Raw genomic sequence first — 7,700 nt, 5'->3', positions numbered from 1 at the left:
GGCACCCGAGGCACCCGAGGCACCCGAGGCACCCGAGGCACCCGAGGCACCCGAGGCACCCGAGGCAGTGTTCGCGGACCCGCTATCAGAAGCGGAATCGGGGCCGGAATCGGGGAAGAATGCCGATCCGGTAGCAGAGGCTTTACTGCTTTTCATACCTCCATTCCATCATCGAGCACTGACAGTAATGACAAAATAGGGGCCGATTCAGGGCCCCCAGGAAAACTTTTTTCAACTATTTTTCAGCACCGGAATTCAGGCACCGAAGACCCAGTCCCGGACCGCCCGCTACCACCCGCCAAACCGTGAGATGTGGCGACCTGTTCGCCCGTTAGCTCACCGGATCTACCGTCTCGGCGAAGGAAGGGGTAAGGGATGGAAAGGGCAGCGGGAAGGCTGGCTAGGGCGTGTTGACGTCTAGCGGCGGCCACGCCCACCGGCACCGGGCTTCCGGCCGCGCGGGTTCTGCTTCTTACCCCCAGCTGCCGGCTTCTTGGGCCCACCGGCTTTCTGCGTGGGCTTTGAGGAACGCGCGGACGGTTGCTTTTTGCTTGCCGCCTTTTGCGCCTTCTTTTCCTTTTTCTCAGGTTCCTTGGCCGAGGGCTGCCGCGAGCTTCGTTCAGTGCGCCCCCTGACGATGCCGATGAACTCTTCGATGTCCTCGGCGGTGTTCTCTGAAAGCCAGGCCACGGCAATTGTGGTGGCCGGAACATCGAGAACGGGCCGGTGGACCGCGTCTTTGCGGGCGTAGAGGCGTGCAATCGACATGGGCACAATCACCACACCGGCACCCGTTGCCGCGAGTTCAATGGTGGCCTTCTCGCCACCATTGGCAATCACATCAAGGTGGTTCTCGGCGGCCAGTTCGGCGAGGGGAACCTCGTCGAACAGTGACAATTCGTGGTCCTTGCCCGCCACCACCACCGGCTGCTCCTCATAGAGGGGAATCACGCTGAGGCCTTCGCGGTCCACCGGGAGACGGACGAAACCGAGATCAACCGTGCCTGCGCGCAGAGCCTCCTCTTGGCTGGCGGCTTCATACTCACGGGTTTCCAGTGGTTTTGCTGGAAACCTGTCGCGCCACCGGCTGACCCATTTCCCGGGTGTCACACCGGGGACAAAGCCGACGGTGAGGACGCTGGGCTGGGGCTCGGACATCTGATCACACTAACCCACGGGAGGTCAGTAGCTTGCGGGCGAATCGTCGTCGGGCGCCGGAATGAACTGGGCAGCCAGTGCCTCCGACCCACGAGCCAGCAGGGCGACGTCGGCACCCACCAGGATGAAACTGGCTCCGACATCCAGATAGTGGCGTGCGGTAGCGGGGTTGAAGGCGTTCACTCCGGCCGGTTTTCCAGCCTTCTGTGCAGCTGCGAGACAGTGTTCGACGGCGGTTCGCACCTCGGGGTGCTCCTGCTGGCCCAGCACGCCCATGGACGCAGCGAGGTCCGAGGGGCCAACGAAGATTGCGTCAACACCGTCAACGGCAAGGATCGCCTCGACGGCGGCGACGGCGGCGGTAGATTCAATCTGTACCGTCACGCTGATGGTCTCATCAGCCACGGCCAGATAATCGGGAACCCGGTTCCAGCGGGCAGCCCGCGCCAGCGCCGATCCAACACCCCGCACACCACCCGGCGGGTACCGGGTAGCCGCAACTGCTGCTTCAGCGTCAGCCACCGAGTGGACCATCGGGATCAGCAGATTCTGCACCCCCAGGTCCAGATACTGCTTGATGAGCACTGTGTCATTCACCGGGGGACGAACCATTGCATGCACTGGGTAGCCGTGAACGGCCTGGAGCTGGGCAAGAATGGATTCCAGCCCATTTGGGCTGTGCTCAGCGTCGATGAGGAGCCAGTCCAGGCCAGCTCCTGCGCAGAGCTCGGCGATCAAGGGGCTTCCCGAGCACACCCACATGCCAGTTAGCGGCCGATCGGCCCCGGCGAGCGCTACACGAAACGTGTCGTTTAGTGGAAGTGGCATGTCACTACTCCCAGCGGTCCGTAGTCGGCGTGGATAGTGTCACCCTTATTGACCCACAGTGGGCGGGTGAAGGACCCGGCGAGGATGATGTCACCGGCCTTCATACTGTCACCGTGGGCCGCAATCTTGTTGGCCAGCCAGTGAACACCGGCCGCCGGGTGGTCGAGCACTCCAGCTGCGACGCCGGTTTCCTCGACCGTCTGGTTCTTGTAAAGGATTGCGGCTACCCAACGGAGGTCGACGGCGTCCGGCCTCACCGGACGACCACCCACCACCATGGCGCCCATCGCCGCGTTGTCCGAAATGGTGTCAACGATGGTCCTACCCTCCATCTCGATCCGGGAATCCAGGATTTCAAGGGCGGGGACCACGTAGTCGGTGGAATTCAGCACGTCGAAGATGGTGCACCCTGGTCCCGACAGATCCTGCTTCAACACAAACGCCAGTTCCACTTCGACCCGCGGATGGGTGTACCGATCCCAGTCCACCGAGCAGCCGGTGTCCAGCACCATATCGTCGAAGATGGCTCCGTAATCGGGTTCGGTGATGCCGGTGGCCGCCTGCATGGCCTTCGAGGTGAGGCCGATCTTGCGCCCCACCAGCGTTCGCCCGGCAGCCTCGTTGCGTTGACGCCACAGCTGCTGCACCGCGTAGGCGTCCTCAACGGTCATGTCCGGATAGCGGGCCGTCAGCCGCGGAACCGGGGTGCGGCTGCGCCCGGCTTCGACCAGCTCATCGGCAATGGCTTCAATGGTTGTGGCATCCAGCATGGCTACAGCTGCGCCCCCAACTTGAACCCCTGCTCGGCACCATCATCGTCTTTGCGGGTGTAGGAGAACCCGTCGGCACCGACCGTCACCGCCATTTCGCTCTTTTCCTCACGCACAATCACGGGCTGGGGATTCCCATCGAGATCCAGGACCAGCGAGGCTTCGCTGTACCAGGAGGGGACGACGGCGTTGCCCCACCAATCGCGGCGCTGGTTGTCGTGGACGTCCCACGTGACCGTAGGGTTGTCCGGGTCGCCGGTGTAGTAATCCTGGGTGTAGATCTCGATGCGGTGCCCGTCCGGGTCAAGGATGTAGAGGTAGAAAGCATTGGACACGCCGTGCCGGCCGGGGCCGCGTTCAATCCGGTCCGAGATGCGCAGGGCGCCCATCTTGTCGCAGATCTGGATGATGTTGTGCTTCTCATGGGTGGCGAAGGCGACGTGGTGCATCCGTGGACCGTTGCCCCCGGTCAGTGCGGTGTCGTGCACCGTCTGTTTACGGTGCATCCAGACCGCATAGCTCACGCCATCGGAATCCTGGATGTCCTCAGAGACCCGGAAGCCGAGGTCCTCGAGGTACTTGCGTCCCCGCGGTACGTCAGGGGTGACCTGGTTGAAATGATCCAGGCGCACCAGCTCGCCGGCAGAGTAGAGGTCGTAGCGCTGGGTGAGGCGCTCCACATGTTCGACGTCGTAGAAGAATTCGTAGGGGAAGCCAAGTGGGTCCTCGACGCGGACGGAATCGCCAATGCCCTTGGTGAACCCCTCCGTTCGGCGCTCCACCCGGCAACCAAGTTCCGTGTAATACGCCTCGGCGGCGTCCACTTCCGCCGGCGACTTGACCCGGTAGGCGAAGGCGGCGACGGCGGCCACCGGCCCCTTCCGCAACACCAGGTTGTGGTGGATGAACTCCTCAAGGGAGCGCAGGTAGATGTTGTTGTCGTCTTCTTCGGTGACGTGCAGACCGAGGACGTCGACGTAGAACTCACGCGACTTCACGAGGTCAGTTACGACGATTTCCATGTAGGCGCAACGGACAATGTCGGGGGCCGGAGCAGTGGGGGTGGGGACGAAGTTTGTCATGATGGTCTCTCTTCTTTGAGCAGGGCGCGGGGGAGGTGCCTGGGGAAGGGGGTCAGCCCTTGGGTGCGTCGTCGATGCTGCCGAACTTCGGAGTGTGGACAGCGCCGAGGCTGATATGAACTGCCTGCTGGTCGGTGTAGAAGTCGATTGACCGGTAGCCGCCCTCATGTCCCAGACCCGACGCTTTCACCCCGCCAAATGGGGTGCGAAGGTCGCGAACGTTGTGGCTGTTGAGCCAGACCATGCCAGCTTCCATGTTTTGGGAGAAGTTGTGGGCGCGGGTCAGGTTCTGCGTCCAAATGTAGGCGGCGAGCCCGTATTTGGTGTTGTTCGCGAGTGCCAGCGCTTCGTCGTCGTCTTCAAACGGGGTGATGGCGACGACCGGGCCGAAGATCTCCTCCTGGAAAATGCGTGCTTCAGGAGCGACGTCGGCGAACACGGTCGGTGCGATGTAGTTGCCCTCGGGCAGGTGGTCCGGCCGGCCTCCGCCAGCCAGCAGCCGCCCCTCCGACTTCCCAATCTCTACATAGGAGGCGACTTTCTCAAAGTGCTCTGGGTGGACCAGCGCGCCGACCTCGGTCTTGGGATCGTGGGGATCGCCGACCACGATGGACTTCGCCCGGGCCGCGTATTTGTCGCAGAACTCGTCGTAGATGCCGCGTTCCACCAGAATGCGGGATCCGGCGGTGCAACGCTCACCATTCAAGGAGAAAACACCGAAGAGCGCCGAATCGATCGCCGCGTCCAGGTCCGCATCGGCGAAGACCACGCAGGGTGACTTCCCGCCGAGTTCCATGGACAGCCCCTTGAGGTTCTCGGCTGCATTACGGAAGATGGTCTGCCCGGTGGTCGTCTCGCCGGTGAAGGAAATCAGGGGGACTTGTGGGTGCTTGACCAGCGCATCACCCGCTTCTTCGCCGAGGCCGTTGACCAGGTTGAACACCCCGTCGGGGAGGCCGGCGTCTTTGAATATCTGGGCCCACAGGGAGGCGGAGAGCGGCGTGAATTCGGCGGGCTTGAGGACCACGGTGTTGCCGGTGGCCAGTGCCGGTGCGAGTTTCCAGGATTCGAGCATGAACGGAGTGTTCCAGGGGGTGATCAGTCCGGCGACGCCGATCGGCTTCCGGTTCACGTAGTTGATCTGGGAACCCGGGACTTTCATGGCGTCGTCGAACTGAGCCACGATGAGGTCAGCGAAAAAACGGAAGTTCTCGGCTGCACGCAGGGCCTGGCCCTTCGCCTGGGTGATGGGCAACCCGGTGTCGAAGCTCTCCAGGTCGGCCAGGCGGGACTCCTGCGCCTCAACGGCGTCGGCGATTTTGTTGAGAACCCGGGCTCGCTCGCGGGGTTTCATCCGCGGCCACGGGCCGTTGACGAATGCCTCGCGTGCAGCGGCGACCGCGAGGTCAATGTCTTCCTTCTGCCCAGCGGCAGCGGTGGCGTAGTTGGTGTTGGACACCGGGTCCTGCACGTCGAAGGTCTTCCCACTGACGGAATCGACAAACTTTCCGTTGATGTAGTGCTGGATGTGGGTGGGCAGGTCCTGCGGTACATAGTGGGTGGTTTCAGGGACGGTGGACGTCATGGTTTTCTTCCTGACTATTTGGTGGAGCTTATTCGATGGGAGCAGAGGCCTGCGCAAGGTAGGCGTCCAGGGTTGCGGAGCGGTGACGGCGGGCGGCGTGCTCGATGGTGTCGGCGTTGGCCGCCGATTCGATGAGCTGCAGCAGCGCCTCGTGTTCCAGGACAGATTCCTTGGCGCGCCCGGGAACGAACCTGAACGTGGACGACCGGAGCGCCGCCAGCCGGTTCCAGCCGCGGTGCACCAGATCAAGGATGTGCGGATTGGGGCAATGCTCAAACAAGATGCTGTGAAAGTCCTGGTTCAGTGCCGTGAAACGGACCGGGTCGAAATGGTCAAGGCACTCTCGCATCTGGGCGTTGACCGCGCGCGCCCGGGCTACCGCCACCGAATCGATCAGCGGTGCGGACAGGGCCGTCGCTGCCCCCTCGATGATGCTCAGAGTCTGCATCGTATACAAGTACTCGGTGGGGTCGATCCCGGAGACGGTGGCACCGACGTTGCGTTCAAACGTCACAAGACCTTCAGCCTCCAACCGCCTGATTGCCTCCCGGACCGGGACCACGCTGAAGCCAAGATCCTCAGCGATTTTCGCTAGCACCAGCCGGTATCCGGGTGAAAAGGAGCCTTCGATGATGCGGGATTTGATCGAGGTGTAGGCCCGCTCGGACTTACTTCCCGGTTCGACATCACCGCGCCTGGCTCCGCCACTGGTCTCGAGTGACGGTGCGACGACGGCGTCAGCCACGTGTTGCTCCGTCGGCGACCCACTGCACGTATTTCGCCCTCCAGTCGGCATTCATTGGGTAAAGCCCGTCCACACCGCTTCCCTGCTTGACCATTTCGAGGATGAACCTCTCTTCCTGCTCTTGCAGGATGCAGTCCTCAACGAGTTCCTCAGCAAGTGCCGGCGGGATGACGAGAATGCCGTCCGAGTCGGCCACGATGATGTCCCCTGGCTGGACGGTCGTTCCGCCGCACGCGATGGTGATATCGGTGTCCCATGGGATGTGGCGTCGACCCAGGACAGCCGGGTGGGGGTTGGCGAAGTAGGTTGGCATGTCGAGATCAGCAACAGCCGAATAGTCACGAACACCGCCATCAGTAATGATGGCGGCCGCTCCCCGGACCTGGGCTCGCATGGCCAGAATGTCCCCCACCGTGCCGGTACCCTTTTCGCCCCGCGCCTCCATGACGAGAATTTCGCCGTCGTTCACCGAGTCAATGGCGCGTTTCTGGGCGTTGAAACCGCCACCGTGGGTGGTGAAGAGATCCTCCCGGTTGGGGACGAACCGGAGGGTGCGGGCCAGCCCCACCACTCGGCGGTCAGGGCGGGTTGCCTGCAACCCATCAATGCTCACATTGTTCAACCCACGCTTGCGCAGCTGTGAGGACAGCGTTGCGGTGGCGATGCCCTCCAGCTTCTTCTTCAATTCAGGTGCCAGCGCGTGGCTTACCGGTTCCAGCCCGGCTGCCTCGCGTGACCCATAGGCTTCTTCCCGCTGAGTGTCATCGGCTTTGGGTTGAGCGCCGAAGTCAGCGAACGGCGTCGTTCCCTCCGCCACGCAGGTCCTGAGTCGCCCGCTGCTGTAGGCACCGGCGGTGACCTCGATGTCCACCATGTCGTCCGGATTCGCCACCGACGCACCAGCCGGGGTGCCGGTCAAAATAATGTCCCCTACCTCCAGGGTGAGGAGCTGTGACAGATCGGCGACCAGCTGGGCGAAGGGAAACAGCAGGTCCTCAGTGGTGTCGTCCTGGACGAGTTCCTCGTTGTGCCAGGTGCGCACCCGCAGTGCAGTGGGATCGATGTCATTCGCTGGAATCAAACGTGGCCCAACCGGGGTGAATCCGTCGCCACCTTTGGAGCGAACGTTTGAACCCTTGTCGGCGTAGCGGAGGTCGTAAACACCCAGGTCGTTGCTGGCGGTCACCCATTGGACGTGGCCCCACGCCTGAGCAGGGCTAACCCTGCGGGCGGTTGTGCCAATAATGAGAGCGATTTCGCCCTCGTAGCCGAGCAGCTCACAGCCCAGCGGACGTACAACGACACCGGGCGTCTCAAGCGATCCGAGCGAGAGGGACGAGGAGGGTTTCAGGAAGTAGGAAGGCTGCAGCGGAATACGTCCTCGCTGCGCGGCACGGCTGGGGTAGTTGATGTGAACCGCAATCACCTTCCGGGTGCGGGCCAGCAGTTCGGCACTCACGGCCTCGGTCGTGGACTCCATCGTCATATCGCGCTCCTCGTCGTCGTCGAACTCTCTCTCCGATTCCCAATGT

7 protein-coding genes are annotated in these 7,700 nt (G+C 62.7%); all 7 read right to left on the bottom strand.

The features are described from left to right. Nucleotides 1–417 precede the first annotated feature (417 nt). From K728_RS0113010 to K728_RS0112980, 7 genes are read right to left on the bottom strand one after another with little or no spacing between them, the layout of a single operon-like run. The gene (locus tag K728_RS0113010) at nt 418–1,158 is read right to left on the bottom strand and encodes a LysR family substrate-binding domain-containing protein (protein WP_019482012.1); all 741 of its coding nucleotides are present in this window, start codon (nt 1,156–1,158) and stop codon (nt 418–420) included. Nucleotides 1,159–1,182: 24 nt separating this feature from the next. Further along, nucleotides 1,183–1,986 carry an HpcH/HpaI aldolase family protein gene (locus K728_RS0113005; protein ID WP_024476992.1) on the bottom strand — a complete coding sequence of 268 codons (804 nt, stop codon included), beginning with the start codon at nt 1,984–1,986 and terminating at the stop codon, nt 1,183–1,185. Continuing rightward, the gene (gene hpaH, locus K728_RS0113000) at nt 1,971–2,756 is read right to left on the bottom strand and encodes a 2-oxo-hept-4-ene-1,7-dioate hydratase (protein ID WP_024476991.1); all 786 of its coding nucleotides are present in this window, start codon (nt 2,754–2,756) and stop codon (nt 1,971–1,973) included. The genes K728_RS0113005 and hpaH overlap by 16 nt, the downstream gene beginning before the upstream one ends. Before the next feature lie 2 nt (nt 2,757–2,758). Next, nucleotides 2,759–3,838, bottom strand: a complete 1,080-nt coding sequence (gene hpaD / locus K728_RS0112995) for a 3,4-dihydroxyphenylacetate 2,3-dioxygenase (RefSeq protein WP_019482015.1) — start codon at nt 3,836–3,838, stop codon at nt 2,759–2,761. A gap of 52 nt (nt 3,839–3,890) precedes the next feature. Next, complete coding sequence (gene hpaE, locus K728_RS0112990) at nt 3,891–5,423, bottom strand: 5-carboxymethyl-2-hydroxymuconate semialdehyde dehydrogenase (RefSeq protein WP_024476990.1); 1,533 nt, start codon at nt 5,421–5,423, stop codon at nt 3,891–3,893. Between the two features lie 28 nt (nt 5,424–5,451). After that, the gene (locus tag K728_RS0112985; RefSeq protein WP_019482017.1) at nt 5,452–6,168 is read right to left on the bottom strand and encodes a GntR family transcriptional regulator; all 717 of its coding nucleotides are present in this window, start codon (nt 6,166–6,168) and stop codon (nt 5,452–5,454) included. Then, entirely contained in the window at nt 6,161–7,654 is a 1,494-nt protein-coding gene (locus K728_RS0112980) for a fumarylacetoacetate hydrolase family protein (protein ID WP_024476989.1), read from the bottom strand. The genes K728_RS0112985 and K728_RS0112980 overlap by 8 nt, the downstream gene beginning before the upstream one ends. Between the last annotated feature and the right edge of the window lie 46 nt (nt 7,655–7,700).

Origin of the sequence: Arthrobacter sp. CAL618 (genome assembly GCF_000468215.1) — a bacterium.
Classification (GTDB): Bacteria; Actinomycetota; Actinomycetes; order Actinomycetales; family Micrococcaceae; genus Arthrobacter_D.
Note: the sequence above shows the minus strand (reverse complement) of the source record. Positions and strands in the feature narration are given on the sequence as shown.

What these genes read in the sequence shown, in the direction of transcription:
- K728_RS0112980 (WP_024476989.1), bottom strand. Translation starts at nt 7,654, where the DNA reads ATGACGATGGAGTCCACGACCGAGGCCGTGAGTGCCGAACTGCTGGCC.
- K728_RS0113010 (WP_019482012.1), bottom strand. Translation starts at nt 1,158, where the DNA reads ATGTCCGAGCCCCAGCCCAGCGTCCTCACCGTCGGCTTTGTCCCCGGT.
- hpaD (WP_019482015.1), bottom strand. Translation starts at nt 3,838, where the DNA reads ATGACAAACTTCGTCCCCACCCCCACTGCTCCGGCCCCCGACATTGTC.
- hpaH (WP_024476991.1), bottom strand. Translation starts at nt 2,756, where the DNA reads ATGCTGGATGCCACAACCATTGAAGCCATTGCCGATGAGCTGGTCGAA.
- hpaE (WP_024476990.1), bottom strand. Translation starts at nt 5,423, where the DNA reads ATGACGTCCACCGTCCCTGAAACCACCCACTATGTACCGCAGGACCTG.
- K728_RS0113005 (WP_024476992.1), bottom strand. Translation starts at nt 1,986, where the DNA reads ATGCCACTTCCACTAAACGACACGTTTCGTGTAGCGCTCGCCGGGGCC.